The sequence below is a fragment of the Faecalibacterium sp. OF04-11AC genome (assembly GCF_003460645.1).
GTDB classification, from domain to species: domain Bacteria; phylum Bacillota; class Clostridia; order Oscillospirales; family Ruminococcaceae; genus Faecalibacterium; species Faecalibacterium prausnitzii_I.
In genome coordinates this window covers 1-24879 of record NZ_QTVP01000033.1, presented here as the reverse complement: position 1 = coordinate 24879, position 24879 = coordinate 1, and the positions used below count along the sequence as shown (strand labels likewise).

Genomic DNA, 24879 nt, shown 5'->3' with positions numbered 1-24879 from the left:
CACATCTGGCAGGGGATGGGGCTGCTGGCCACGTTATAATGGGCGTTCCAGATGGGGTACTGGCTCAGCTGGCTCAAATCCAGCCGGTTGCGGAACCACAGGGTGGAGGCGTACACGCCCGGCTGGTAGCCCAGCGCCTTGACCTCCTCACAGAACGCAATGGCGCACTTGGTGCGGTCGGTGACACCCAGACCATCGGCGCGGCCATTGGAGCCGCCGGAAGCCTCGGAATCAAAGTAGATGGGGTAATCCAGCTTGCGGCTGTTCAGGACATACCAGCAGCCCTGGGCTTCCTCCCGTGCCTCGTTCTCGTTGACGGCCTGGCTGAAGAAGTAGACGCCCACTTTCAGGCCCGCGTTCCGGGCATTGGTGAAATGCTGCTCGAACATCGGGTCCAGCACCAGCGTGCCGGAGCCATAGCCACGGTAGCCGATGCGGATGATGACGAACTCCACGCCTGCCTTTTTGACCTTTTCAAAATCAATGTTGGACTGGTATTTGGAGACATCAATGCCGAACTTTGCGCTCTGCTGCACACCATCGGCATCAAAATAATAGAGCTTGTTGTCAATGGACTGGATGCCCGTGACCGGCTTGTTGGTGTTCTGGTCATAATAATAGGTCTTGCCGTTCACGGTCCGCCAGCCAGAGTAGACCGGGGCAGGGGTGTTATCCTCTTTTTTGCCAAACAGCCACTTCCACAGCCAGCTCAACAGGCCGTTCTCGTCGGCCAGACACTGGGCGTCGATGCTGTCTTCATCCAGCGTGCCGGCATCCAGCGCGGCCCGGATCTCCTCCGGCGTCAGCAGGATGGTGCCATTTTCATCTTTGATCTGGGCCTCGGCCAGCGCGTCTTCCACCGAGTTGACCCCGGCGGTGCTCACGGCCGTGTCCGCGGCCCCATCCATGGCGGTATTCTCCACCCGGGGGCTCAGGGGGTCTTCCGCAGCCAGTTCATCGGTCTCCTGCTGGAAGACGGGGAACGCGTTCTCCTGTTCCAGCCCGGTGCCCTCGCCTGCCATGGGGTCTGCGGGAGCGGGCTCCTGCGCAGGCTCACTGGGCACGGCCTCGGAAGATGCCGCCTCGCTCACGCTGGGCGCTGCGGATCCAGCTTTTTCTTCCACAGAAGCTGCCGTGCTCTCGGCTTTGGATTCTGCGGGCTGCTCCGTTGCAGCTTCGCTCTCCGCCTTGACCGTGGGCTTTTTCTGCTCCTGTTTTTTCTGGTTCTGATTGGTGCTGGTCTGGGTGGAGTCGTCCTCCCACTGGATGGTGGAGGGCTCCACGGTCAGGCCCACCGGCTGGGCTGCCAGCAGGGCCGTAGTGCCCACGCCGCCCACAGCAACCGCAAGCGCCATGACCATGGCTGCCACGGCCTGGCCCGCGCCGCGCCGCGCGCCTTTCTTTGCCGAGTTTGAAGTGTTCTGTTTCATGTCGCCTGCTTGCCTCCAGCCTGATCGGGCCTGCATCGCCCGTTTATTTTCACAGGGCCGCCCTGCGGCCCCCGGAGCATTCCGATAACGCTATTTTGACCTCTTTAGTATACACCCAAACCCAAGCTCCCGTCAATGTTCCGCGCCACAGAAGCAGCACTGCAAATCCGATTTTTGGATCCAAGAGAAAACGCTCCATCCAGAATACGAACCAGAACACGCAAAAATTGCACCTGCCGCGCAAAAAAGATGCAATTTCTTCTCTTTTTTCAATTTTCCTCTTGCTGTCTTGACAGGTGTATGGTATCATGATGGACATGCAGCTTTGCTGCACTGTGAACACACCGTACGGAAAGGCGGAAGCGATATGTCAAATGTAAAAGATTTCTTAAGACGAAAAGACATCGTCATTACCCCGCAGCGCTACCTCATTGAGGCGCTGGGTGCCATGGCGCAGGGCCTGTTTGCCAGCCTGCTCATCGGCACCATCATCAAAACACTGGGCCAGCAGACCGGGCTGGACGTGCTGGTGGACCTGGGCGGCTATGCCACGGCCATGAGCGGCCCGGCCATGGCCGTGGCCATCGGCTGGGCACTCCACTGCCCGCCGCTGGTGCTGTTCAGCCTGGTCACGGTAGGCTACTCCTCCAACGCGCTGGGCGGAGCCGGCGGCCCGCTGGCCGTCCTCATCATCGCCATTGTGGCGGCAGAGCTGGGCAAGGCCGTAAGCAAGGAGACCAAGATCGACATTCTTGTCACCCCGCTGGTCACGATCTTTGCGGGCGTCGGCCTCTCCATGCTGATCGCCGCCCCCATCGGCGCGGCGGCCAGCCAGGTGGGCACCCTCATCATGTGGGCCACCGAGCAGGCTCCGTTCGTCATGGGCATCCTCGTCTCGGTCATCGTGGGCGTGGCGCTGACCCTGCCCATCTCCTCCGCCGCCATCTGCGCGGCCCTGGGCCTGACGGGTCTGGCCGGAGGTGCCGCCGTGGCGGGCTGCTGCGCCCAGATGGTGGGCTTTGCCGTGATGAGCTTTCAGGAAAACGGCGTGGGCGGCCTCATCAGCCAGGGTCTGGGCACCAGTATGCTCCAGATGGGCAACATCGTCAAGAATCCCCGCATCTGGATCGCCCCCACGCTGGCCAGCGCCATCACCGGCCCTCTGGCCACCTGCGTGTTCCACCTGGAGATGAACGGTGCCGCCGTCTCCTCCGGTATGGGCACCTGCGGTCTGGTGGGCCAGATCGGCGTTTACACCGGCTGGATCAACGACATTGCCGCCGGCACCAAGGCCGCCATCACCCCGATGGACTGGGCCGCTCTGGTCCTCGTCTGCTTCGTTCTCCCCGCTGTCCTGAGCGTGATCTTCTGTGAGATCGAGCGCAAGCTGGGCTGGATCAAAGAGAACGACCTGAAACTGAACTAAAACCCAAAAAGCCAAAAATGAGGCAGGATATCCCTTTCCCCGGGAATCCTGCCTCATTTTTTAACGATCTTTCTCAGCCGCACAGGCCGCAGGCCGCGCAGGCTGCGGGGGTGGTGGCGCAGCCGCCCTGTGCTGTTTCGCGCAGCTCGGCGGGCAGACGCTTGCCCACGGCATACATGGTATCCAGCATCTGATCAAAGGGGATCAGCTGGCGGATCCCGCTCAGGGATATTTCCGCTGCAACGAGGGCATTGGCCACACCGGCAGCGTTGCGATTCTGGCAGGGGTACTCCACCAGGCCGCCCACGGGGTCGCACACAAGGCCCAGCATGTTCATGAGCACAGTGGAAGCTGCATCCAGGCACTGCTGCGGCGTGCCGCCCATAAGCTCCACGGCAGCGGACGCGGCCATAGCGGATGCAACGCCCACCTCTGCCTGGCAGCCGCCCACGGCTCCGGCCACGGTTGCATTGCGCATGGCCAGATAGCCCACGGCTCCGGCGTTAAACAATGCATCCACAATGCGCTGGTCAGAGATCCGGTAGCACTCCTGCAGGGCCAGCATCATACCTGGCACCACACCGGCAGAACCTGCAGTAGGCGCGGCCACGATCAGGCCCATGGAAGCGTTTACTTCCAGCACTGCCATGGCATAGGTAATGGCTTTTTCCAGCACGTCGCCGCAGATGCTCTTCTTTTTTGCTTCGTGTGCTTCCAGCTTCTTCGCCTCCCCGCCGATGAGCCCGCCCATGGATTTGATGGGCTTTTTCAGCGGCTGGGTGGCGGAAGAGCGCATGATCTCCCATGCCTTTCCCATGCGGTGATTTACAGAATCCCGGGGTACTTCGCCCAGCAGACACTCGCGCTGGCGCATCACCTCAGAAATCGGCAGCTGGTTTTCTTCGCACAGATTCAGCAGCTCTTCTGCAGATTTGAAATCCATGTTCATCCTGTGTTCCCTCCTTACTGCTGTACGACCATCACATCACGGATGTTCGGGTTTGCCAGCAGTAATTGATCCACGCCCTCGGGCAGGCGTTCATCCGACTCCACGATGGTGTAGGCGGTATGACCTTTTTCCTCGCGGAACAGGCGCATAAATGCAATGTTCACACCACGGTCATTGAGAATTTTCGTGATATGAGCCACCACGCCGGGCTTGTCCTGCTGTACCACAATGAGGGCGTTATACTCGCCGGTAAAGTCCACTTCCACGCCGTTGATCCGCACAATACGCACCTTGCCGCCGCCCAGCGACTCTCCCCGCACAGTCATCACCTGACCGGCGGCGTTTTCCATACGGATATCTACCGTATTGGGGTAGATGTCTGTCTCCGCTTCATTGGGGGTGAAGCTGTAGGCCAGACCCCGCTCGGTGGCAATCGCAAAGGACTCCCGGATGCGGGTATCATCGGCCGAAAAGCCCATGATGCCGCCCAGCAGGGCGCGGTCGGTGCCATGGCCGTGGTAGGTCTTGGCAAAGGAACCGTAGAGGGTAAAGTCCACCCGCTTCAGCGGCGGGGCGATCATCTTCTGTGCCAGAAAGGCGATGATTTCCGCACCTGCGGTGTGGGAGCTGGAAGGGCCGATCATGTTCGGGCCCAGAACATCAAAAACACTGATAAATGCCATGGGGTGTCACTCCTGTCAGGTCAAGAGCCGCGCCGCGCATCAGACGCTTGCGCTGCTCTTGTTGATGAACTTCTGGTAAATGGTCTCCACGATCACGCCGATGGCGTTGTCGCCGGAGACGTTGCAGGCAGTGCCGAAGGAATCCTGGGTGATGTACAGTGCCACCATGATGGCGCAGATGGGGCCGTTGGGGTCGCCTGCCTCTGCACCGAAGATCATGTACAGGAAGGGCAGAGCGGTCATGATGGAGCCGCCGGGAGCACCGGGAGAAGCCACCATGCAACGCCCAGAGTCATGATGAAGGGCACCACGGTAGCAAGGCTGATGGGCAGCTGATTCATCAGGCAGACAGCGGTGGCACACGCGGTAATGGTGATCATGGAACCTGCCATGTGGATGTTGGCGCACAGAGGCACGACAAAGTTGCGGATCTGTGCGCTGATGCCATCGGCCGCGGCACACTGCAGGTTGACCGGGATGGTAGCTGCAGAGGACTGGGTGCCCAGTGCGGTGGTGTAGCCGGGGATCTGGTTCTTGATGAGCTGCAGGGGGTTCTTGTGGCTCACAGCGCCTGCGACACAGAACTGGATGAAGATGCAGATCAGGTGCATGATGATGACCACCAGGAACACCTTCCACAGGATGCCCAGAATGGCAAAGGTCTTGCCGGACTTGGTCATGTCGATGAAGGTACCGCAGACGTACAGGGGCAGCAGCGGGATGATGACGCAGTGCAGCACCTGATCGATGATGCCGGAGAAGTCCTTCATGCCGTTGTAAAGTGTATCACCGATGGTCTTGCCGCGCAGGGTGGACATGCACAGGCCCAGCACAAAGGCCAGCACCACGGCAGAGAGGGTGTCCAGAATGGGCGGGATGGAGATGGAGATGTAGCTGGCCAGAGAGTTGTCAGCCGTGGCGGCGATCTGCTCCAGAGCGCCTTCGCTCATGAAGCTGGGGAACAGGTTTGCAGACACCAGATAGGATGCCGAGCCTGCGATCAGGGTGGAGCCGTAGGCCAGAGCCACCGTGATGAGCAGCAGCTTGCCTGCGCCGCTCTTCAGGTCGGCAATGCCCATGGTGACATAGGCCACGATCATCAGCGGGATGACGAACTTCAGGAACGAGCTGAAGATGCTGGATGCCGTGACGACGACCCGGCAGAACCACACCGGGAAGAACTGGCCGATGATGATGCCCAGCACGATGGCAATGAGCAGCTTCGGCAGCAGCCCAAGCTTGAATTTTTTCTTTTCCATAGAAATAATTTCCTCCTTTTGCTTTCCTGGTTCCCGTGCAACACCTGATGGCGCTCTCTTCACCTCAGCCTGCACAGCCAGTCTTTTTCACGATACGCCAAAATTTTACTTGACGTGTTGACGTCTTTAGTTTAACATAGACATACACATGATTCAAATTCATAAAAATAAATTTATGGATTAAAAGTTTTTATAGCAAAAAGGAGTTCTGCGATGGAAGTTCGTCAGCTGAATACCCTGATCCGCGCGGCTCAGTTCCAGAGTTTTTCCAAGGCGGCAGAGTCTCTGGGCTATTCTCAGTCCGCTGTAACGGTACAGATCAAGACACTGGAAGAAGAGCTGGGCGTGCGCCTGTTCGACCGCATGAACAAGCGGGTCCTTCTGACCGTGGACGGCCAGCGTTTTCTGGAATATGCCAACAGTATTCTGGATACCATCCAAAGCGCCCGCCAGGCACTGAACGAAAATGCCGAGCTGGACGGCAGCCTGCACATCGGCACGCTGGAGTCTCTCTGCTTTTTCCGCCTGCCCGGGCTGATCCGCCAGTTCCGGCTGGAGCACCCCAGGGTCGGCCTGCGGGTCACCACCGGTTCCCCGGAGGAGCTGATTGAAAAAATGGAGCAGGGGGAAGTGGATCTTATCTGCATTCTGGACGAGCCCCGCTACTCCAATAACTGGCACAAGTGCAACGAAGTGCCGGAAGAAGTGGTATTTGTGGCAACGCCGAACATCGACCTCGGCCATCCCGGCCCTTACCGGGTGGCCGAACTGCTGGACAAACCGTTCTTCCTGACCGAGCGCAACGCAAACTACCGCCGCACTTTCGATCAATTTCTCGCTTCCCATCAGGTCGAACTGACCCCCAACCTTGAGATCAGCGATACCGCGTTTATCATCAAGATGCTGGAACATTCTTCCGGGATCTCCCTGCTGCCCCGCTTTGCGGTGGCCGAATCCGCCGCAAAGGGGCAGCTGCGCATTTTGGAGGTTTCGGACTTCCAGCTGACCATGTACCGCCAGATGTTTTACCACAAAGATAAGTGCTGCACCCGGGAAATGAAAGCTTTTATCCAACTGGCCGACGGGCCGGATATCCCTCTGTGACCTGAAGCAGCCCCCTTGAGGCGTCAGAGCGCTTTTCCGTCCAGCACCGCCTGTTTTAACGTGTCCCCCTCATACACCAGCTTCAGGGAGAAATAGGGCCGTTCTTCTTTCAGAAGCCGAAAGAAGATCTTATCTCCCTCCCAGATGGGCAGGCTTGTCACCTTTTCTTTCGGCACCCATTCCAGCACGCCCTCCTTACAGGCGTCGCCCTTTATCATCTTGCCCTCCCAGCGGTCCGCCGTGTAGAGGTGGATGAACTCGGTCATATTGCCCCAGAGGAATGTCAGCAGCCCCCGGCAGCGCCAGCGGGTCAGGGTCAGGCCCGTTTCCTCCCGCACCTCCCGGAGCAGGCAGTCCTCCGGGCTCTCGAACCGCTCAAATTTGCCGCCGACACCCACCCATTTATCGTGGTTGTAGTCATCCTGCTTTTTCACGCGGTGGAGCATCAGGTAGGCGTCCTCCCGCTCCAGATAGCAGAGCGTGGTGCTGAAAATGGGGTATTCCGGGTCCATAAAGCTTCCGAGATTCATCGCGGTCCTCCTTTTGATTCATCACAAAGGCGTCCCACAGGAAAGCCCCTGCGGGACGCCTCTTTTGCTTTTCAAATTCTGTTTTGATCCGGCTCAGCCTTTGCGTGCCGCACGGCCCTTGCCTGCGTTGTTCAGCTTGCGGACCAGATCGTTCTGGTGCTTGCGCTGAGAGGGGGTAGGCTCCGGGTCCCGGGCTTCCTCAGGGCGAGCAATGGTCTGCTTTGCGCCCGCGTCCACCCGGACCAGGTTCCACTCCTGATTGCCGCCGGAGACATAATTCCAGATCTGGGCCTGGGCACCGTTGGCGGTGTTCATGCCCACCAGGTCGATGTACTTGTCGGCCAGCACATTGCGGATGCGGGTGCGCCCGCCGCGGGTGGGTTCCAGCGCCCAGCACTGGCTCAGGCCGCTGGTGCGGCTCCACTGGTGCAGCCAAGTGCCCTCCACCACGCCGCCCAGGGCCAGATCGATCATCTTGCCGGTAAAGCGGTTTTCGATCCGCCAGCGTCCGTCCCCGGCGTCCACGAACTTCCACTGCTGCCAGGGGTGGCCTGCATAATCCCAAAGACGGATCGCAGCGCCGTTTTCCGTATTGAAGTTTTTGACTTCCAACACCTTTCCATTCGGGGCTTTGATGAGGTAATACTCGTTTTCCAATAATACAACTTGTGCTGCCTTTGCCATAGCTGCGATCTCCTTTCCAATTGAGTACCTATATTATAGCGCATTTTCATCGCAGCAACAAGAATGGTTTTTGATAATTTTTTTATGATTCTTTGTGCATTTTTACCCACTCTTCCGCGCGCCGTTCTCGCCCGCTCGTCTCTGTGCGAAAAACAGCCGCGCACCCGAAAAACTCATACTGTTTTTTATATAAAAACAAAACGCCTTTTTCGCCCTGATTTCGCCCGATTTTGTGAACAAACTGTTTCCGCTGCAAGGTCAGTTTTGTTCAAAGCTTTACCGTGATAAAGTAAAGCGTTTTTGTTCGCTTTATTTCAATACAGTTACCAGATTTCAGAACGAGCTTTAATTTCTTTCACGATTTTGGATATTGACTTTATCGCATGGCTGGAGTATGATAGGGTCACAGAGGAGCGGAAGACGCTCCAAGATCACATTGCAACATGCCTCTGCGGAACCACCGCGGGGCAGGAAAAATATAGGAGGTTTGATGATGTACTACTACATTCTGGGTTTCGGTATCGCATGTCTGGTCCTGTTCGGTATTAACAGCATGGAGACGGTATGTGTCAAGCCGGCTGAGATGTTGGTCAAGGCCCTGTTGTGGCCTGTCACCCTGATGGAAGCAGTTGTGAACTACAGCTCCACTCATCACAACTATAAGGCTGCGCTGTAAAACACACCCCGTCAGGATGTCCTGAAAGACATGCAAGGCTGCTGCACCCGCAAAGGCGCAGCAGCCTTTTTGTTTGGAATTTTCCGCAAACCGTGGTACAATAAAGGGCAGAAAGCCCCCACGGGCCCGCCGGAACCCACCGACAACAAAGGAGAACTATGAAACCCGATTACAAACTTGTGGCAAAAGCCAAATATATCCACACCACTGCCGACCTCGCCAGCGAGCTCTGGCACGAGGTGTACAAGCGCTATTACCCCGCCAAGCAGCTGGACACGCTGGTGGACACCCTGCAGAGCGCCGACGCCATTGAGGAGGACATTGACAACGATGTCAACTACTTCCTCGTGCTGCTGGGCGGCAAGGTCATCGGCTACTTTGCCTGGAAGATGGAAAATACCTCTCTCCACCTGCTCCACCTCTACCTCAAGCCGGAGTTCCGGGGCAAAGCACTGGGCCGGGACATCGTGGCCAGCTGTGAACGCCTGGCCCGGGGCGAGGGCCGTGGCCGGGTGTGGTGCACCGTCCACGCCAAGGCCCTGCCCGTGCAGCAGTTCTTCAAGGCCAAAGGCTACCGCCTGCTGGGCCCCGCCGAGGAGGACGAGACCACGCGGCTGCCCGGCCAGCTCATTTTTGAGCGGATGCTGTAAAAACTGCAAAATAGCCATTGCTTTTTTGCCGCGCTTGCACTACAATAAAGTAGTGTATTGAAGTGCCCTTTCTGCGGGCCTGACGCAAGATGCCATCAGGGGAGGAAAGCTTTATGGCAAAAGATCATCCCACCGGAAAATCCGGCCTGTATTCCGCTCTTCTGGAGCTGAAGACGCCGGAGGAGTGCTACCGCTTTTTACAGGATGTGTGCAGTTACGCCGAGCTCAGCGCCATGGAACAGCGCTATAACATCGCTGAAAAGCTGATGAACAAGCAGAGCTACACCAGCATCATGGGCAACATTGGCGCGTCCAGTGCCATCATCAGCCGGGTGAGCCGCGTCCTGAGCCGGGACGACAGCGTGCTGCGCCGCCTGCTGGAAGAGAGCACCGCCCCCGCCGACAAGACCGAGGCTTAGGAGGTAGTGATTATGAGCAAAGCAGTTGTATTTTTTGCCGACGGCACCGAAGAGTGCGAGGCACTCCTTGTCATCGACCTGCTCCGCCGCGCGAAAGTCGAAGTGACCGTTGCGTCCGCCATGGGCCGCAAAGAGCTGGTGAGCAGCCATAAGATCCACCTCACCGCCGATGCACTGGCCGAGGACGTGGATTACTCGGATGTCGATCTGGTCGTACTGCCCGGCGGCATCCCGGGCACCCCCAACCTGGCCGCCAACAAGACCGTCACCGAGACCTGCAAGGCCTTTGCCGCCGCGGGCAAAAAGGTAGCCGCCATCTGCGCCGCCCCCAGCGTTCTGGCCTCGCTGGGCCTGCTGGAGGGCAAAAACGCCACGGCCCACGCCGGGTTCCAGGATCAGCTGGCCGGTGCCATCGTCCACGATGAAGAGGTCGTGGTGGACGGCAACCTCACCACCAGCTACGGTCTGGGCGGTGCCATCCCCTTTGCGCTGGAGCTGGTGCGCCAGCTGGCCGGCAAAGAGGAAGCCGACCGTATCCAGAACGCCATTGCTTACCGGCATTCCGTGCTCGGATAAACACGAAAAAGAAAACCCGCCGACGGCGGGTTTTCTTTTTCGCTTAGAACGGATGCACCCGCAGCTCATGCGGATAATGGTTCAGCACCTCACAGCCGTCCTCGGTGACGAGGACCAGATCTTCGATCCGGACGCCGAACTTGCCGGGAAGGTAGACGCCCGGCTCGATGGAGAAGCACATGCCCGGGGTGACAACATTCTCGTTCACCGCCGAGACGTCACCGGCCTCGTGGTCTTCCAGACCAATGAAGTGGCCCAGGCGGTGGTTGAAGTAGGGGCCATAGCCGGCTTCGGTAATAAGGTCGCGGGCCGCAGCGTCAATATCGCAGAGACGGACGCCCGGCTTGACCAGCGCTTCGGCGGCAGCCTGTGCCTGCCGCACCAGCTCATAGACCTTACGTTCCTCCTCGCTGGGCTCCCCGGTAAAGAACGTCCGGGTCATATCGGAACAGTAATCCTGATACACGCCGCCCACATCGATCAGGACGCACTGGCCCGCCTCCAGCGGGGTGTCGTCGTTGTCATGGTGCGGGTCGGCCGCATGGGGGCCAAAGCCGCAGATGGGGGGAAAGCTGACCCCGGAACAGCCGTGGGCCGCATAGATGCCCCGGATGGCTTCGGCCATCTCTTTTTCGGTGATGCCGGGGCGGATGAGAGCCTCAAACTCCGCCATGCAGTCATCGTTGACCTTGGAGGAAGCCCGCATGGCCTCCTGCTCGGCAGCGTCTTTTACGGCGCGGGCATCGTCGCAGGCGGCGGAAGCATTGCGGTAAGCGGGTGCCGCGTCCAGCTCCATCAGCCGGAGCAGGAACCGGGCGGGCCAATTCTTATCAATGCCCAGAGGCTTGTCCCGTTCCAGCCAGGGCAGGAGCTTTGCCGGGGCGTCCTCGCCGTCCGAGTAGTTTTCCACCGGGATGCCTGCCTCCGGCGTGCCGAACAGCGCGTTGACAAAGAAACGGTGGTTCCCGTCGGCCCGGAGCAGCAGAGCCAGCATCCGCTCGCCGGGCTGGATGCGCACCCCGGTCAGATAAAAGATCGTGGGCGGGTCGCTGACGATCATTTGGGTCAGGCCCTGTCTGACGAGGTTTTCGGTCACCCGTGCAAAGCGGGCTGCATAGAGTGTTTTCATGTTTTGGTTATCCTTTCTGTAATTTTTATTGAAAAATATCTTGTATGTTGACAAATTTGCAGGAAGCGCCCACTTGTTCACAAATAATTCATAATAAATTCATGTAGTGTTCATGCACTTCCGGTATATGTATGGCAACGTCGGCGCGCAGAGCGCCTTTGCCCCGCCCAGTATAGCACGGTGTGCCCAAAAAATGAACCATCCGGCCCGATTCCGGGCCCGCTGCTCTGGCAAACCGCCGCACAATCTGTTATACTGGACAAAAAGCCCTGCCGGCCCCGCTGGCACAGGAAAGGAATTGGAACGCTATGAAAATTGGTTTTTGGGAACTCGTGGTCATCGTGGTGGTCGCGTTTGTCTTCATCGGCCCGGATCAGCTGCCCGTTTATGCACAGAAACTGGGCAAAATGCTCCGTGAGCTGAAGAAATACACCGGCGCTGCCTCCGAGGAGATCCAGAAAAACGTGGTCGAGCCGCTGAATGAGATCCAGGCCCCCCTCAAGGAAGCCGTTGCTCCGCTGACCGATATCAAAAAGGATCTCGACAACAGCGTCAAGGACGTGACCAAGAGCTTTACGGGCATTGGCAAGACCAGCAAGGAAGAAGCCGCCAAAGCCGAGCAGGCAGAGGAAGTGACCGAGCTGGAAGAGGTGGAGGAGCTGGAAAGCCCTGCTGCCCCCGCCGCAAAACCTGAGGAAAAGCCCGCCGAAGCAGCTCCTGCCACGGAAACCGCAGAAGAGAAATCCGCTGAGGAGCCCAAGGCAGAGGAGAAGCCCGTTGAGGCCGCTCCCGAAGCCGCTCCTGCCGAAGCTGCAGAGCCTGCCGCCGCCCCGGCCGCGGAGGAAGCTGCCCCGGCTGAAGAAGCAAAGGTCTGAGCTGCCTTTGCCCCGTATCCCTCTATTTTGATGCACCCGCGCCTGCGGTTGCCGAATACATTGGAATCCGCCCGCCACACGGCGCGGCAAAAGTAAAAAGGAGATTTTTATTATGCGTATTGGTACGAACGAGCTGCTTATCATCCTGGTCGTTGCTCTGCTGATCTTTGGACCCAAGAACCTGCCGAAGCTGGGCAAGATGTTTGGCAAGACCATGAACAACTTCAAGAAGGGCATGGAAGAGGGCGAGGAGGAAGAGAACACCTCCAAGGCTGAGACCCAGACCGAGAAGAAAGACGACGAGGAGTAATTGTGGCTACAAACTTGAAGCGCAAAAAGAAAGCCGAAGTCATGGAAGACGACGGCAGCATGACGCTGACCGGGCATCTGAAAGAGCTGCGGAACAGGCTGATCATCTGCGCGGTGGTGTTTGTGGTTTCCGTGGTCATCACCCTGATGTATGCGGACCGCCTCATTGATCTCCTGACGGCCATGGGCCAGGGTTATTACACCTTTGTTTCCATTGCCCCGCAGGAAAAGCTGATGCAGTATTTCCGCGTGTCTCTGCTGGCGGCATTCGTCATCACGGTGCCCGTGGCGCTGTACCAGATCTACGCCTTTGCAAAGCCCGGCCTGAAAAAGAGCGAGACGTTCTTCCTCAAGCTGGTCATCCTGCTGGGCCTGGCACTGTTCTGCGTGGGCGTGCTGTTTGCCTACAAGCTGATGATGCCGTTCATGCTCCGTTTCCTGAGCACGGGCATTGAGGGCGCTGAGTACATCCAGACCACCACCAGTATCGAGAGCTATGTCAACCTCTGTTTGACGATGTTCGTGATCTTTGGCTGTGTGTTTGAGATGCCTCTGGTCACGATCATCCTGTCCAAAATGGGCATCATCTACCCGGAGCTGCTCAAGAAAGTCCGAGGCGTCGCCATTGTCTGCATCTTCCTCGTTGCAGCTGTGGTCACCCCGCCCGATATCGTGTCCCAGTGCATGGTGGCGCTCCCCATGGTGCTGCTGTATTTCATCAGCATCTTCCTGAGCGGCATCTTCTACAAGCCGAAATCGGATCACGAGGACGAAGACGACGACACCGAGGACGACGAATAATTTCCCCAAGGCTTTCCGGCTCTCCCGCAAGGGAGGGCCTTTTTTTATCCCCTGAACTATGTTATACTATTATCAATAAAATCCGGCGGTGTGTCCGCCGCAGTAAAGGGGTAAATGAATCATGAAAGAGTACGCATTCGGCATTGACCTTGGCGGCACCACCGCCAAGATCGGTCTGTTCACCACTTCCGGCGCACTGCTGGAAAAATGGGAGGTTGCCACCGACACCTCCAATGCAGGCGAGCACATCCTGGAGAACCTGGCCGCTGCCATCCTGGGCAAGATGAACGAGCAGGGCATCCAGCCCGAGCAGGTGGAGGGCGTGGGCATCGGTGTGCCCGGCCCGGTGCTGGATTCCAGCATCGTGCCCATCGTCTGCGCCAACCTCGGCGGCTGGGGCGAGCGGAATGTTTCCGCCCAGCTCTCCGGCCTGCTGAACGGCCTGAAAGTTCTGGTGGGTAACGACGCCAATGTGGCTGCCCTGGGTGAGATCTGGATGGGCGCCGCCAAGGGTGCCAAGAACGCCGTCATGGTCACGCTGGGCACCGGCGTGGGCGGCGGTGTCGTCGTCAACGGCAAAGTCATCGACGGCGTCCACGGCGCGGGCGGCGAGATCGGCCACATCACGGTCAACCGCCATGAGACGGCCACCTGCGGCTGCGGCAAGCACGGCTGCCTGGAGCAGTATTCCAGCGCCACCGGCGTGGTCCGCTGCATGAAGAAGCTGCTGGACGAGAACCCGGACACCCCCTGCGTGCTCCGCGGCACCGAGTTTGCCGCCAAGGACGTCTTTGACGCTGCCCGCAATGGCGACGCTCTCGCCGCCCGCGAGGTGGATGAGATGTCCGACACGCTGGGTATGGCTCTGGCCAACATTGCCTCCACAGTAGACCCCGAGGCATTCCTGGTGGGCGGCGGTGTTGCCCGCGCCGGGGACGTCCTCTTTGCCCCGCTGAACAAGCACTTCCAGGAGTATGCGTTCAAATCCTGCCGTGAGATCCCCATCAAGCAGGCCAGCCTCGGCAATGATGCCGGCATCTACGGCGCTGTCCGCCTCATCGTAGGCGCATAACGCAAAGTTTCCACAAACAAAAGCGGGACCGTTGAAAACTCAGCGGTCCCGCTTTTGTTTTGTCTGTTTAATCTTTGTGGAAGTAGATGCTGTCTTCCTCCGTAATGGGGCGCACCACTTTGCAGGGGTTGCCCACGGCAACGACACCGGAGGGGATGTCTTTCACCACCACGCTCCCGGCCCCGATGACCGTATTGGATCCGATGGTGACTCCGGGCAGAATGGTCACATCGCCACCCAGCCAGACGTTATCGCCCAGCGTGATGGGCTTGCACAGCTCCAGCCCGCTGTTGCGCTCCTGCGGCAGGATGGGATGGATGGCCGTGTACATGCCGCAGCCGGGGCCGATGAAGCAGTGCTGTCCAATGGTGATCTTGGCGCAGTCCATCAGGTAGGCCCCGTGGTTGAGATAACTGCCTGCGCCAATGACGCAGTTGTAGCCGTAGTCCGTGTAGAAATGCGGCAGGATCACCACATCTTCCGCCATGCCGGGCAGCAGCTCGGCCCGCTTTTCTTTCTGGGAGGGGCGGGTCTGGTTGAACTCGGTGTATCGCTCTTCGGCCTTTTCGCGTTCGATGCGGAGTTCCTCATCAAAATTGGCGTCGTACCACAGGCCCGCTTCCCATTTTTCGCGTTCTGTCATCTGGTTTTCCTCCTGTTACAGCGTATCCTCGCCGGGGAGCTGGTTCCACAGGCGGTAGTAAACGCCCTGCTTTGCCAGCAGCTCCTCGTGGGTACCGGCTTCCTCAATGCCCTCGGCACCGAGAACGAGGATGCGGTCGTAGTTCTTGATGGTGGTCAGCCGGTGGGCGATGGTCAGGGTCGTGCGGCCATGGGCCAGCTTTTCGAGGCTCTGGCCTACGAGGATCTCACTCTCGTTGTCCAGCGCGCTGGTGGCCTCGTCCAGGATCAGGATGGGCGGGTTCTTGAGGAAGACCCGGGCAATGGCAATGCGCTGCTTCTGGCCGCCCGAGAGCTTGACACCCCGCTCTCCCACATACGTGTCAAAGCCGTCTTTCAGGGCCAGAATAAAGCGCTCCGCGCCCGCCAGACGGGCCGCTTCGACGATCTCCTCCCGGGTGGCACCGGGCTTGCCGTAAGCGATGTTATCCGCCACCGAGCCGCTGAACAGGTACACGTCCTGCTGGACGATGCCGATGTCCTCCCGCAGGCTCTTGATGGTCACCTTGCTGATGTCCTGCCCATCAATGAGAATGCGGCCGCTGGTCACATCATAAAAGCGGGGGATGAGGTTGCACAGCGTCGTTTTGCCGCCGCCGGAGGGGCCTACCAGCGCCAGCCGCTCGCCGGCTTTGATGTCCAGACTGACGTGGTGCAGGACTTTATTGTGGTCGTCCGGGTACTCAAAGCTGACATCCTCAAACCGGATCGCACCGGGGCCGGGCTGGAGAGGCTTGGCGTCCGGGGCATCGTGGATGGGAACAGGGGTGTCCATGATCTCAGCAAAGCGCTCAATACCCGTCATGCCGCGCTGGAACTGCTCCGCAAACTCCACGATGCGGCGGATGGTGGCGATCAGGGTGGACACATACAGCACATAGGCCACCAGATCGCCCGCGCTGATCTTGCCGTACACCAGCGAGAGACCGCCCGCTAGAATGACCACCAGATACATCAGGCCGTCAAACAGGCGGGTGGAGGTATTGAACGCCGCCATGGCGTAATAGCCCAGCGTTTTGATCTGCTCAAAATCCCGGTTGCCCTGCTCGAACTTGGCCCGCTCCTGCTCTTCCGCCGCAAAGGCCTTGACGACGCCCTGGCCCAGCAGGCTGTCCTCGATGGTGGCGTTCAGCTCACCGATCTGGACCCGCTGCTGGCGGAACCGGGCCCGCAGGCGCTGGTTCAGGTAGACCGACACCACGCCCATCAGGGGCACGCAGGCAAACACCGCCAGCGTCAAGGGGATACTGGCCTGGCACAGGATGAGGAACGAGGCCAGGATCTTGATGCCCGCAATGAAGAACTCCTCCGGGCAGTGGTGGGCAAACTCGGTCACGTCAAACAGGTCGTTGGTGATGCGGCCCATGATGGTGCCCACCTTGGTGTTGTTGTAATAGGTGTGGTCCAGCAGCAGCAGGTGGTCAAAGGCGTCCTTGCGCATATCGGTTTCAATATGCACGCCCATGATATGGCCGATGCCGGACATGAAATACTGTGCCGCTCCGTCAATGACACGGAGCACGAAGTAGAGCGCTGCCAGCTTGAGCACGATCTGGGCTGTCAGCGTGATGCCCACACCCATGGCGGAGTTGGTAATGGTGCTCATGATCTTGGGCAGGATGATATCGCACATGGTGGTCAGGGCTGCACAGAACAGGTCGATGAACAGCACCTTTTTGTACTTGGCCAGATAGGGCAGAAAGCGCCGGATGAGAGCCCCGCTGCTGGTATGGTGTGCACCGGGGTCATGGATGGTCGTTTTAGGCATAATTCCTCTTTCTTTTTATGCTTTTTTACTATAATCTCGTTCGCCGTAGATGGCGGTGCCGATGCGGACGAGGGTAGCGCCCTCCCGGATGGCATTCTCAAAATCGCCGCTCATCCCCATGGAAAGGGTCTCCATGGCCACATTCTGGTAGCCCCGCTCCCCGGCCTGCACAAACAGCTTGTACACCTGGGCCAGGTAGCGGCGGTTCTGGGCGTCGTCGTTGTTCACCGGAGGAATGGCCATCAGGCCCTTGACCCGGATGTGCTCCTGGGCGGCGGCGGCATCCAGCAGCGGCCAGAGCTGTTCCGGGGAAACACCGGTCTTGGACTCCTCACCGCCGATGTTCACTTCCAGCAGCACGTTTTGCACGATGCCAGCCCTGGCAGCCTCTTTTTCAATGGCGGCCAGCAGGTGCTCGCTGTCCACGCTCTGGATGAGGCTGGCACGGCCCAGCACCTTTTTGATCTTGTTCGTCTGCAAATGGCCGATGAAATGGCTGGGCTTGCCGCAGTAGGCCCCGGCGTCAAAATTGGCGCAGAGCTCCTGCACATGGTTCTCGCCAAACACATCAATGGGCAGGGCCGCACTGGCGGCAACAATGTCCGCTGTGCGGGTCTTGCAGGCGGCACAGAGCTGCACCGCTGCCGGGTCGCGGCCCGCTTCCCGGGCGGCTGCCGCCATCTTGGCGCGGATCTCTTCCACCGCTTCCCGCATTTCTTCCAGTGTCTTTTCCGCCATAGGTCAATCCTCCTCGGTATATTTTGCGCGCTCACCACCGATGAGCTTGGGGCGGGTGCGGGCACAGAGAATGTTTGCTTCGCCGATCTGATTCAGGCTCAGGCGCACCGGCACGGCCACCCGCTTGAGGTGCATCCCGATGAGAGTGCCGCCGATGTCGATGCCTGCATGGGCCTTGATCTCTTCCACGGCGATCGGGTCATGGAACTGCTTCCAGCAGGTGGTGGCCCAGCTGCCGCCCGCGTGGGGCCGGGGCACCACACAGACTTCCTCCCAGCCGTATCGTTCGGCGGCTTCCCGCTCGATGATGATAGCACGGTTGAGGTGCTCACAGCACTGGGCCGCCAACCAGATGCCCTGCGCCGCCAGCACCGGGGCAATGCCCGCGTACACGGCCTGCGCCGCTTCCAGGCTGGAATCCTTGCCGATGTGCCCGCCCACGATCTCACTGGACGAGCAGCCCACCACAAAGACATCGCCCTTTTTCAGCTTTGCCTGCTCCAGCAGCTCCGTGACCGCCTGCCGGGCTTCCTGTTCGATTTGTTGTTTGAACGCTTCCGTCATTCTAAAACACCTCGGTTTTAAATTCTTACCCACTGGATCTTCGTTTCACCGGCCACGCCCAGATACACCCGGTTCTCCGCCGGGCAGAGGGCAAGGACACCGCCCAGCGCCTTGCCGCCGTAGGAGGCAAGCAGCGCCCCGTCCGGGCCAAAGCGCTCGGCGCAGATGCCATCGTCCGGCATCTGGAACAGCCGTTCCCGCATGGATTCACTCAGCCGGAGGGCGGCACCCCGCAGCAGGGTGCCGTCGGCGTGGTCTTCCATCCAGGCGGAACGCGCCCAGCGGTAGCCCACCGAGACCGTGCCGTCCTCCTCCACTGCCAGCGCCCCGGGGTATCCGGGCAGGCCCGCGGCCAGCTGTGCACAGCCCTTGCCCCCAGCCATCAGCTCCCATCCACCGGACGGGACTGCCCAGATGCAGCGGCTGCCAAGGTCGGAGACGTACAGCGTCCCGCCGTCCGCCGAGAGCGCCAGCCCGGAGGCCCCGGCCACCCCGCCCAGCACCCGCTCCACGGCCCGGGTCACCGGGTCATAGACATAGACCCAGCCCGTGGCCGTATGGGCCAGCAGCTCGGTGCGGAGGGCGCTTTCCAGCCCATACTTCACGGAGACATCCGCCGCGTTGGTGAAGTAGACTTTCCCGTCTGCCCCCACGGCCACCGCCGCCGGGCAGGAGAGGGCCTTGCCGTCGATCTGCGTCACCACAGGCTCCACGGTCACGCCCCACTGGTCGTTGCTCACCCGGCAGAGCTTGCCGCCGTCGGCCTCGATCGTCGTCATCCAAAGGGTGCCGTCCGGCGCAAAGGCAAGGTCTGTGATCTCGCCGCCTGCCACGTCCAGTACCTCGTTCATCCCACTGCCGTCTGGCTGCATCCGCATCAGAACGCCTGCCTTGGGCAGCTTTGCCGCCGCATAGAGCCAGCCATCCTGCATCCGGATGGCCGTGCCGATCTCATAGGCGCTCAAATTCAGCGCGTCGGCGGGGTCCACGCTCCGCACATGCTCGGCGCGCTCCGCTCTCTCCGGGGCGGCATAGGTCTTTGGCGGCGTGTCGATGGGCCGGAACACCAGCGCGTACACCAGCGCCACGGCCGCCAGCGCCGCAAACACGTTGCTGGCCGCCCGGAACCGGTGGAGCAGGGCTTCCCGCTCAATGGCCATCTGGGCCTGCGCCTCGGCCTTGCGGCGGGCGGCCAGCGCGCTGGCACGGTTGGCGCGGCGAAGCCAGCCATCCACAAACAGGGCCACCTGGGCCCCACCGTGACCGACGCAATGAACAATATCAAAATAAACTCAACCAGTCCGATGCGCATAAGCTTTTTTCCTTTGCAAAGGGAATTGATTTATCAGATTAGTATAACACAAACCTTTTGCAGCCGCAATTGTTTTGCCTTTTCCTCCGTGGTATACTATAGCAAACACGAGTTTTCCAAAGGCTTCACGCAAACTTCACAAAAATTTCCAATTGTCGTATTAAGATAAAATCGGGCCTATTGGGACCATTCTATAAAACAAACAAAGCACCTTTTGCATTTGAGGAGGGCGACTTTTTATGGCTAAAATTCTGATCGTTGATGATGAGCCCCGTATCCGGGAGCTCATCCGGGAGCATTTGCAGTATGCGGGCTATGTCTGCGAGGAAGCCGGTGACGGCTCCGCGGCCCTGAGCCTTTTGAGCGGCGGCGGGTATGACCTGGTCATTCTTGACCTGATGATGCCTTTTATGGACGGCATGACCTGCCTGCGGGAGATGCGCAACCGCCACATCAACACCCCCGTCATCATCCTGACGGCCCGGGGCGAGGAATACGATAAGCTGGCCGGGCTTGAGGGCGGCGCGGACGACTATGTGGTCAAGCCGTTCTCCCCCCGGGAGCTGGTAGCCCGGGTGCGGGCCGTGCTCAACCGCACCATGCCCCACACCGAAAGCTCGGACGGCACCATGACCTTTGGGGAGCTGACCATTGATACCGCCAGCCACACCGTCCGCGTCTCGGGTGAGGAAGTGAGCCTGACCCCCAAGGAGTTTGACCTGCTGGTCTTCCTGGCCTCCAACAAGGGCATCGCCCTCAGCCGGGAGAAGATTTTGCAGAAAGTGTGGAACTACGATTACTTTGGCGAGGACCGCACCGTGGACACCCATGTCAAGATGCTGCGGGGCCACCTGGGCAAGTGCCGCGGCTATATTGCAACTGTGTGGGGCATCGGCTATAAGTTCGACCCCGACGCAGCCCGGTAAGCGGAGGCGTTGCTCCTGATGCGGCATACGAGCAAACGCAAAACACGGCGCACCATTGGCATCCGCGGGCAGCTGTTGTGGTTTTTGTGCTTCATCTGCCTGCTGCTGCTGTTGCTGTTCTGGTTCCTGAGCACCCGGCTGCTGGAACCGCTTTATACCACCCATATCCAGAAACAGCTCACAGCCCAGGCAGACGCCATTGTGGAGCGGCTGGACAAGGCCATCGCCGAGGGGGAGACCCTCTCCTACTGGGGCTTTGGCAGCCAGCTCCATGTCAACACCACGTTTTTCAACGAGCTGGGGTCTGAGATCTTCGAGAACAGCGGCATGAGCAGCTTTTGCGTGGACATCTCGGATACCACGCTGCGCCAGATCTTCAAGATCGAAAGCCTTTCCTACTGCAATCTCCACCGCACCAAGCCCACGGACACCGGCGGCGAAATGCTCTCCTACAGCACGGCCCGCGCCATGCGGCAGCTCTGCCGGGAGACGGGCAGCTGTGTGCGGAAGATCAACCCGCCCACGCCCTCCGGCTCTGTCCAGCTGATGGTGGGCAAAACGACCTCCGATGGCAGCTATACGGTGCTGGTGACCACCAGCCTGATGCATGTCGCGGAGGCCGGCCAGGTGATGAGCACCGTGCTGCCGCTGGCGGCGGCACTGATCTTTGCGTTCTCCATGTCGGCGGCCTGGCTGTTCAGCGAGTGGTTCACCAAGCCCCTGCGGGAGCTTTCCGGCGCGGCCCGGCAGGTGGCCCAGGGCAATTACAATGTGCAGGTGGACCCCAAGCGGAACGACGAACTGGGCGATCTGGCGCAGGACTTCAACCACATGGCGCAGGAAGTCCAACATGCCTCCCAGATGCAGCGGGACCTGCTGGCCAATGTCTCCCACGACCTGCGCACCCCGCTGACCCTCATCAAGGGCTACGCCGAGACGGTGCGGGACATCACAGGCGACGACAAGGCCCACCGCAACGAGCAGATGAATATTATCGTGGACGAAGCCGACCGGCTGACAGCCCTCGTCTCCAGCGTGATGGAGCTGAGCAAGGTGACCAGCGGTGCCATCCAGTGCGAGCGGGTGCATTTTGATATGGGCCAGCTCTGCGACGAGGTCAGCGAGCGTTACGACGCCGTCTGCGCCCAGAACGGCTGGGAGCTCAAGCTGGAGCTGCCCGAAGAGGAGCTTCCCGTTTACGCCGACCCCGACATGATGCAGCGTGCCCTGCACAACCTGCTGGGCAACGCCATGCACCACATCGGGGAGGACGGGCTTTTCTTCCTGCGGGCATTCCAATGCCCCGAGGGCGTCCGGGTGGAAGTGGAAGACCATGGCCCCGGCATCTCGGCGGAGGACCTGCCTTATATCTTCGACCGCTACTACCGCTCCCGCTCCGACGCGGGCAAGCAGGGCACTGGCCTGGGCCTTTCCATCACCAAGGCCATCTTCCAGCAGCACGGTTTCCGCTTTGGTGTCCAGAGCACCGTGGGCAAAGGCACCACATTCTGGTTCATCATGACGGACACGGACTCTTCCGACAATTAAAAAACCCCTCCCGGTTTCTGTGCGAGCAGCAACCGGGAGGGGTTTTCTCGTTAGTTGGTGACGTGGTAGATGCCGAACGTGTTGTCCGGGGCGGGCATATCCACCCGGGAGGCCCGGTCGTTGACGGCAAAGGTCATGGCAGCCATGGCGGCCAGCACCGCCACAATGATGAGCCATTTGACGGCATTGGGGAGCTTCTTCATAATTTACTTCCTCATTCTTTTGGGCTTTTGGGTTTCAGGGGCGGCAGCGGCAGCGGGCACGGGTCAGCAGCTCCGCTGCCTGCGAAGCCGTCAGGGCATGGACCCAGCCGGGACGGGGAACTGCCCCGGGGCCGTTGCTGCCCGCCTCGGCAAAGGCTGCCAGGTTCGTATCCGCGCGGTCGTTCCAGGGGGAAAAGCCCTCCGGCGCAATGTGGGCTCCCAAACGGCAGTCCAGCACCGCCGTTTTGCCCTCGGGGCGCCACGGCCGCCCCAGATAGACGCTGCCCGCCGGGCAGTCGGAGACGAAATCGCAGTCCCAGAAGACAAATCCCAGCCCGTCGGCTTCCCCGAGGGGGCCGTGACATAGCTGTGGGGGATGTGGTTGTCCACCGTGCGGAGGGTGCACTGCTCAAACAGGGCATCCGCCCCGCCAAAGATGAAATCAATGTCCCCCGCGATCTCGCATTTGTGGTAATACTGGGCACTGGCCCGGCGGGGTGCCAGCCCCGGGGCCGAGGAAGCCGTCTTTCTCCCGCTCTTTTTCCGGCAGCGGGGCGCAGAAGAGGGTATCCTGGTTGCCCAGCAGCTTCACCCGGCGGAACACCGCCCGGGCGCTGTCCACATAGGCCGCCACAGCCTGCCCCACCTGTGCCCCGGGGCCCGCATCGTTTTCAATGGTCAGGTCTTCCACAGTGAGATTTTCGCCGCTGAAAAACGCGGTGTAGCTGCGGAACGTATGGGTCGGCCTGCCGTCCGGGTGGGGCAGCTTGCCGCCGTCTCCCCACACGACGCGGGTCTGGTCGGCCCCGGCCCCCCGGAGGGTGATGTTCTGTTTTTCGCAGACCAGCTTTTCCCGGTAAATGCCCGGGCCGATCTCAATTTCGGCCTCGCATTCATAGGGCACCGCCAGCACTGCCTCCGAGATGGTGGTAAAGTCCCCGGTGCCATCCCGCTGTACTGTGATCTTCAACACGCTTTCCGCCCTCCTGATGGATGATGCACTCATTATACCCTCACTCTATGAATATTTCAACATGGTTCCAGCCGCAGCACCGCCGCCGTGATGTCATCGGGGCGGCCTGCTTTCTCAGCCCGGGCCCGGGCGGTCTCCACCAAAGTCCTGGCAATTTTCTCCGGCGCGTCTCCCGCCGCCGCTGAGAGTTCCAGCTGTTGGGCCACCCAGCCGGGGCCGTCCACCAGCAGCCCGTCTGAGACCAGCACCGCGTAATCACCCGCGGCCAGATGCACCATCCGGCTCTGCCCGTTCACACCGCCCAGAATGCCCATGGGCAGGCTCACATCTCCCACGGCTCGGGCCCGGCCCCCGTGGACGAGGAACCCCGGGGCCGCCCCGGCCTTGAAGAGCCGGGCTGTGCCGGTATAGAGGTCTACGCTGATGAGGTCCAGCGTCGCCCCGCTCTCCTCATCGCTTTTGAGGGCCAGTGCCACATTTACCAGCCGCGCGGCCAGCTCGGCGGTAAAGCCCGCTTTGAGCAGGCGGGCTGTCAGCTCGGCGGCCAGGTTGCCGTCCACGGCAGCGGGGCGTCCGGTGCCCATGCCGTCACAGAGGATCATCTGGGCCGCCGCCGGGCTGCAGAACTGCTGGACCGCATCGCCCGAGATGGTCCCCCGGGCCGCTACCCCAGCTGCCCCGAACACGGCCCGGAGGGCAGGCTTTTCCGAGAAGAGCAGGGTGGTCATCCCCTTGCAGGAAAGCACCTGCGGCGGCTCAAAGGCCCGGCGGCAGAGCCCGCTCACCTCCCGCGCCAGTGCCGCCAGCTCGGCAGGCGAAAACCGGGTGCGGGGCAGCGTCACCGCCGCCCGGGTCCGGCCCAAATCGTCCAACGTGACGGAGCATTCCAGCGGCGGGGCCAGGGAAGTAAAAAACGACGCCACCCGCCCGGATTATAGGGTTCCGGGGTTCCCGGCCTGCCCAGCTGCTCACTGAGGACGCCCAGCGCGTCGGCCACGGCGCTGTACTGCTCGGTCAGGGCCGTGCGGAGGGCCTCGGCGTGGACATGGGCCTCTTTCCGGCTGCGGTAGAGCGCAAAGGAGCGGGTAGCCGTGGCGCAGAGCGCCGCCGGGTGGATGCACCGGGACAGCTGCCCGGGCAGGTCGTTTGGTTCCAGATGGCCCTGCTGTTCCAGAACAGGGCGGAGGGCCTCCATCCCCTCCAACGTGGCGGCATACTCCTGTTTCCAGCAGGATTCGCGCCGCCCGCAGTTGGCGCATAGGGTGTCGTGGGTGTTGTCGATGACCCAGCGGAAGTTCTCGCAGCGGCGGGGGAACGCGTCGTATACCTCGTTGACCGTCTCAGCCAGCGAGGAAAGGCTCTCGGCCACGGCTTCCAGCCGTCTCAGCCAGCGAGGAAAGGCTCTCGGCCACGGCTTCCAGCCGGGTGGCCGCCACCGAGAGCCGGGGCCGCTCCTCCTGCGGGGTCTCGCCGGGCGGCTCCTCCGGGCCAGCCGGAGTCAGCCATTGCCGGGGCAGGAAACAGACCACCCCCAGCCCGGCCCCCGCACTGAGCAGGGCGGAAAAGGCGTTGCCGGGCGGCTGAACGCAGAGCG

Annotated in this window: 29 protein-coding genes and 1 pseudogene; 12 read left to right on the top strand and 18 right to left on the bottom strand. The window is 60.5% G+C overall.

Going from position 1 to position 24879, the window contains the following annotated elements; genetic code table 11:
* Window positions 1–1430 (bottom strand): GH25 family lysozyme (locus DXA70_RS13820; protein WP_199522884.1); only part of this gene is annotated, 1430 nt, incomplete at its 3' end.
* A 367-nt stretch (window positions 1431–1797) separates the two neighbouring features.
* On the opposite strand from DXA70_RS13820, the gene DXA70_RS11950 reads away from it, so the two are divergent.
* A complete protein-coding gene (locus tag DXA70_RS11950) occupies window positions 1798–2856 on the top strand; it encodes a PTS sugar transporter subunit IIC (RefSeq protein ID WP_112148380.1) in 1059 nt (352 codons plus the stop codon).
* A 73-nt stretch (window positions 2857–2929) separates the two neighbouring features.
* On the opposite strand, the gene sdaAA is transcribed toward DXA70_RS11950, so the two are convergent.
* The 3 genes and pseudogenes from sdaAA to DXA70_RS11935 form a co-directional block, all read right to left on the bottom strand.
* Window positions 2930–3799 carry an L-serine ammonia-lyase, iron-sulfur-dependent, subunit alpha gene (sdaAA, locus tag DXA70_RS11945; RefSeq protein ID WP_128118602.1) on the bottom strand — a complete coding sequence of 290 codons (870 nt, stop codon included), beginning with the start codon at window positions 3797–3799 and terminating at the stop codon, window positions 2930–2932.
* Between the two features lie 20 nt (window positions 3800–3819).
* Entirely contained in the window at window positions 3820–4488 is a 669-nt protein-coding gene (gene sdaAB / locus DXA70_RS11940) for an L-serine ammonia-lyase, iron-sulfur-dependent subunit beta (protein WP_128118600.1), read from the bottom strand.
* Between the two features lie 39 nt (window positions 4489–4527).
* A pseudogene (locus tag DXA70_RS11935) lies at window positions 4528–5747 on the bottom strand (dicarboxylate/amino acid:cation symporter).
* A 213-nt stretch (window positions 5748–5960) separates the two neighbouring features.
* Here DXA70_RS11935 and DXA70_RS11930 point away from each other — a divergent pair.
* Window positions 5961–6851 (top strand): LysR family transcriptional regulator, encoded by an 891-nt coding sequence (locus DXA70_RS11930; RefSeq protein WP_128118599.1) that lies wholly within the window; start codon window positions 5961–5963, stop codon window positions 6849–6851.
* Between the two features lie 23 nt (window positions 6852–6874).
* On the opposite strand, the gene DXA70_RS11925 is transcribed toward DXA70_RS11930, so the two are convergent.
* Entirely contained in the window at window positions 6875–7381 is a 507-nt protein-coding gene (locus DXA70_RS11925; RefSeq protein ID WP_112148384.1) for an NUDIX domain-containing protein, read from the bottom strand.
* 93 nt (window positions 7382–7474) lie between these two features.
* Window positions 7475–8065, bottom strand: coding sequence for an RICIN domain-containing protein (locus DXA70_RS11920; protein WP_128118598.1), 591 nt, complete (start codon window positions 8063–8065; stop codon window positions 7475–7477).
* Between the two features lie 490 nt (window positions 8066–8555).
* On the opposite strand from DXA70_RS11920, the gene DXA70_RS11915 reads away from it, so the two are divergent.
* The 4 genes from DXA70_RS11915 (at window position 8556) to DXA70_RS11900 (ending at window position 10386) form a co-directional block, all read left to right on the top strand.
* On the top strand, window positions 8556–8741 hold the full coding sequence (locus DXA70_RS11915) for a hypothetical protein (protein WP_243001375.1): 186 nt from the start codon (window positions 8556–8558) through the stop codon (window positions 8739–8741).
* Window positions 8742–8899: 158 nt separating this feature from the next.
* Window positions 8900–9391: a GNAT family N-acetyltransferase gene (locus tag DXA70_RS11910; RefSeq protein WP_022256913.1), complete on the top strand. Its 492-nt coding sequence runs from the start codon at window positions 8900–8902 to the stop codon at window positions 9389–9391.
* Window positions 9392–9504: 113 nt separating this feature from the next.
* Window positions 9505–9810: a YerC/YecD family TrpR-related protein gene (locus DXA70_RS11905; protein ID WP_128118597.1), complete on the top strand. Its 306-nt coding sequence runs from the start codon at window positions 9505–9507 to the stop codon at window positions 9808–9810.
* Window positions 9811–9822: 12 nt separating this feature from the next.
* The gene (locus DXA70_RS11900; protein WP_022256911.1) at window positions 9823–10386 is read left to right on the top strand and encodes a DJ-1 family glyoxalase III; all 564 of its coding nucleotides are present in this window, start codon (window positions 9823–9825) and stop codon (window positions 10384–10386) included.
* Window positions 10387–10429: 43 nt separating this feature from the next.
* Here the strand turns inward: DXA70_RS11900 and DXA70_RS11895 are convergent, their stop codons facing one another.
* On the bottom strand, window positions 10430–11515 hold the full coding sequence (locus DXA70_RS11895) for a Xaa-Pro peptidase family protein (RefSeq protein ID WP_128118596.1): 1086 nt from the start codon (window positions 11513–11515) through the stop codon (window positions 10430–10432).
* A 308-nt stretch (window positions 11516–11823) separates the two neighbouring features.
* Between DXA70_RS11895 and DXA70_RS11890 the strand changes: the two genes are divergently transcribed.
* The 4 genes from DXA70_RS11890 (at window position 11824) to DXA70_RS11875 (ending at window position 14572) form a co-directional block, all read left to right on the top strand.
* The gene (locus DXA70_RS11890; RefSeq protein ID WP_128118595.1) at window positions 11824–12390 is read left to right on the top strand and encodes a twin-arginine translocase TatA/TatE family subunit; all 567 of its coding nucleotides are present in this window, start codon (window positions 11824–11826) and stop codon (window positions 12388–12390) included.
* Window positions 12391–12502: 112 nt separating this feature from the next.
* Window positions 12503–12700, top strand: a complete 198-nt coding sequence (gene tatA / locus DXA70_RS11885; RefSeq protein WP_128118594.1) for a twin-arginine translocase TatA/TatE family subunit — start codon at window positions 12503–12505, stop codon at window positions 12698–12700.
* A gap of 2 nt (window positions 12701–12702) precedes the next feature.
* Complete coding sequence (gene tatC / locus DXA70_RS11880) at window positions 12703–13500, top strand: twin-arginine translocase subunit TatC (protein ID WP_128118593.1); 798 nt, start codon at window positions 12703–12705, stop codon at window positions 13498–13500.
* 121 nt (window positions 13501–13621) lie between these two features.
* Window positions 13622–14572: an ROK family glucokinase gene (locus tag DXA70_RS11875; RefSeq protein ID WP_128118592.1), complete on the top strand. Its 951-nt coding sequence runs from the start codon at window positions 13622–13624 to the stop codon at window positions 14570–14572.
* A 67-nt stretch (window positions 14573–14639) separates the two neighbouring features.
* Here the strand turns inward: DXA70_RS11875 and DXA70_RS11870 are convergent, their stop codons facing one another.
* Genes DXA70_RS11870 through DXA70_RS11850 form a run of 5 tightly spaced genes read right to left on the bottom strand, consistent with a single transcriptional unit; the run spans window position 14640 to window position 19558 of the window.
* Window positions 14640–15215, bottom strand: coding sequence for a sugar O-acetyltransferase (locus DXA70_RS11870; RefSeq protein ID WP_128118591.1), 576 nt, complete (start codon window positions 15213–15215; stop codon window positions 14640–14642).
* Window positions 15216–15230: 15 nt separating this feature from the next.
* The gene (locus DXA70_RS11865) at window positions 15231–17021 is read right to left on the bottom strand and encodes an ABC transporter ATP-binding protein (RefSeq protein ID WP_112115525.1); all 1791 of its coding nucleotides are present in this window, start codon (window positions 17019–17021) and stop codon (window positions 15231–15233) included.
* A 15-nt stretch (window positions 17022–17036) separates the two neighbouring features.
* A complete protein-coding gene (locus DXA70_RS11860) occupies window positions 17037–17759 on the bottom strand; it encodes a YggS family pyridoxal phosphate-dependent enzyme (protein WP_128118590.1) in 723 nt (240 codons plus the stop codon).
* A gap of 3 nt (window positions 17760–17762) precedes the next feature.
* Entirely contained in the window at window positions 17763–18323 is a 561-nt protein-coding gene (locus DXA70_RS11855) for a TIGR01440 family protein (protein ID WP_112115526.1), read from the bottom strand.
* 17 nt (window positions 18324–18340) lie between these two features.
* Window positions 18341–19558 (bottom strand): SMP-30/gluconolactonase/LRE family protein, encoded by a 1218-nt coding sequence (locus tag DXA70_RS11850; protein WP_243001374.1) that lies wholly within the window; start codon window positions 19556–19558, stop codon window positions 18341–18343.
* Between the two features lie 316 nt (window positions 19559–19874).
* On the opposite strand from DXA70_RS11850, the gene DXA70_RS11845 reads away from it, so the two are divergent.
* Both DXA70_RS11845 and DXA70_RS11840 read left to right on the top strand, forming a co-directional pair.
* The gene (locus tag DXA70_RS11845) at window positions 19875–20561 is read left to right on the top strand and encodes a response regulator transcription factor (RefSeq protein ID WP_022256900.1); all 687 of its coding nucleotides are present in this window, start codon (window positions 19875–19877) and stop codon (window positions 20559–20561) included.
* Window positions 20562–20579: 18 nt separating this feature from the next.
* Window positions 20580–22109 carry a HAMP domain-containing sensor histidine kinase gene (locus tag DXA70_RS11840; RefSeq protein ID WP_128118589.1) on the top strand — a complete coding sequence of 510 codons (1530 nt, stop codon included), beginning with the start codon at window positions 20580–20582 and terminating at the stop codon, window positions 22107–22109.
* Window positions 22110–22159: 50 nt separating this feature from the next.
* Here the strand turns inward: DXA70_RS11840 and DXA70_RS13815 are convergent, their stop codons facing one another.
* From DXA70_RS13815 to DXA70_RS14795, 6 genes are all read right to left on the bottom strand, one after another.
* Entirely contained in the window at window positions 22160–22312 is a 153-nt protein-coding gene (locus DXA70_RS13815; RefSeq protein WP_199522883.1) for a hypothetical protein, read from the bottom strand.
* A 34-nt stretch (window positions 22313–22346) separates the two neighbouring features.
* Window positions 22347–22718, bottom strand: coding sequence for a pectinesterase family protein (locus tag DXA70_RS15155; protein ID WP_278321339.1), 372 nt, complete (start codon window positions 22716–22718; stop codon window positions 22347–22349).
* 36 nt (window positions 22719–22754) lie between these two features.
* On the bottom strand, window positions 22755–23285 hold the full coding sequence (locus tag DXA70_RS15150; RefSeq protein ID WP_278321338.1) for a pectinesterase family protein: 531 nt from the start codon (window positions 23283–23285) through the stop codon (window positions 22755–22757).
* Between the two features lie 56 nt (window positions 23286–23341).
* Window positions 23342–24157, bottom strand: a complete 816-nt coding sequence (locus DXA70_RS14805; RefSeq protein ID WP_243001373.1) for a PP2C family protein-serine/threonine phosphatase — start codon at window positions 24155–24157, stop codon at window positions 23342–23344.
* Window positions 24124–24654, bottom strand: coding sequence for a hypothetical protein (locus tag DXA70_RS14800; RefSeq protein WP_243001372.1), 531 nt, complete (start codon window positions 24652–24654; stop codon window positions 24124–24126). Before DXA70_RS14800 ends, DXA70_RS14805 begins: the two co-directional genes overlap by 34 nt.
* Window positions 24626–24879: hypothetical protein (locus tag DXA70_RS14795; protein WP_243001371.1), on the bottom strand; the 254-nt coding region annotated here is incomplete at its 5' end. The genes DXA70_RS14795 and DXA70_RS14800, both read right to left, overlap by 29 nt.